General features: G+C 27.1%; 2 protein-coding genes. Both read left to right on the top strand.

Translation table 11 applies throughout. The annotated features are described in order from the left end of the window. The first annotated feature begins 89 nt into the window (after positions 1–89). Positions 90–308: a hypothetical protein gene (locus tag GQS57_RS18200; protein ID WP_165734398.1), complete on the top strand. Its 219-nt coding sequence runs from the start codon at positions 90–92 to the stop codon at positions 306–308. Positions 309–760: 452 nt separating this feature from the next. Continuing rightward, the gene (locus GQS57_RS18195) at positions 761–1,603 is read left to right on the top strand and encodes a hypothetical protein (RefSeq protein WP_165734397.1); all 843 of its coding nucleotides are present in this window, start codon (positions 761–763) and stop codon (positions 1,601–1,603) included. The last annotated feature ends 85 nt before the right edge of the window (positions 1,604–1,688 follow it).

Raw genomic sequence — 1,688 nt, 5'->3', positions numbered from 1 at the left:
TTAATCACTTCAATTTTCCTGCGGAAAATAGCCGTTCATAAAAATCGCAACTTTCATTACACAACAACGTTAGCAAATATTGCCGAAATATGAAAAAAATAATTTATTTGAGTTTAATAATAACTCTTTTATGCTGTAAAACCGAAAAAATAGAGAAAGAGTATATTGACAGTCCATTTTTAAAGGACACTAATTCTATAACTTTTGAAGTTAATGAGTCTATAATTCTTGACTCTATTATATTTAAAAAGGTTTCATCTAATATTAAATTAGATACAATTGAAGTCGATAAATTCAATGCTAAGTAAAAAAGGGTTTTAAAATAATGGTGTTTTATTGAACCAAAACTCAGAAAAAAGGAATTTTAAAACACTGAATTTTGCAACGTTTAGAAAATAAAAAATGTTGAACAGACTCTCGCTCGAAAATTCCAAGTGGGAATTTCAGCAAGTTTTTGGAAATTACAAAACGTGAGAATTTACCCAAACAGGAAAAAAATAAATTGCGGAATTTAGCAAAAAAAAAGAATTGAAAATCTTTGCGAAATTCTTACTCAAACTCTGAATTTTGAAAACTGGAAAAAAAAGGAAATTATAAACTGAAAAAAACATTTGCTAACACCGTGTAAAAAAAATTGCTAAATTAGTGCTTAACTAAAAGTAGTTGCATTTTTGCAAACAACAATTTTCCTGCGGAAAATAGCCGTTCACAAAAACCGCAACTTTCCATAACACAACAACGTTGTAGGTAACCCAAAAAAATGAGAAAACTAATTATGATAGCTACAATATTATCTTATTTAGGTTGTAAGAAAGACAAATCAGATTTTGGGAATTACGAAAAACCTCAGATACTTCAAAAACTTGAAGATTATCAAAAAAAGGAAAAGGCAAATTGGGAAAATCTTGAATTTTGGATTGATTATGAACGTTATTACAGTATAACTCCAATTGATGTTATTCCATTTGCAAGCACAGGAAATAATGGAATACATTTTGGATTCTTAACTGATTTTGGGAAAATAAAAGATTTAGAAAAAGCACCAATAGTTGCTATTGCTCCAACTTATGACCCACCAATAAATATAATAGCTAAAAATATTGAACAATTCTTATCTTTTGTAGCTTATTCAGAACAAGCAAGCTTACTTGCTGATATTTATGAAAACGAGAAAGCATTTGAATTTAGAAAGAATCAATATTTAGAATGGCAAATGGAGGAAAAACATGTCCTCAAAAGGAAAAAAACAATCGAATTATTAAAAAAAGATTTCGGAATAGAAAAAGAAAATAAAGTTATTTCAAAAATAAATACTTTTAAAAATGAACGTAAAAAAATCATAAATACTGAAACATCTGATGGAATAGGTTTAGTATTAAGAAATAATGAAAAAGTATCGAATTTTGAATACAATAAAGATTCAAAAAAAGTTAAAGAATTTTTAGATAACTCTAACTTAAATAGCAGATTGAAATTTTATAGAGAAGCAACATTTCAATATATTTTAAGCGATGATTATGACAAAGAAATTAAAAAATTGATTGTTAATTATTTAGAAAAAGACGGATTAAAAAAAGAATCTGAAATTATAAAAAAATTATAGAAAAGGCTACCTACAACACCGTATAAACTTTATTGCTGGTTTTGGCTCACTTGGGAAATTCCTCCGGAATTTCGCCGTTCGTGTT

The sequence above is a fragment of the Polaribacter sp. 20A6 genome (assembly GCF_011378915.1).
In the GTDB taxonomy this organism is placed as follows: domain Bacteria; phylum Bacteroidota; class Bacteroidia; order Flavobacteriales; family Flavobacteriaceae; genus Polaribacter; species Polaribacter sejongensis.
The sequence above is the reverse complement of the archived record's forward strand: the minus strand, read 5'-3'. Positions and strand labels throughout refer to the sequence as shown.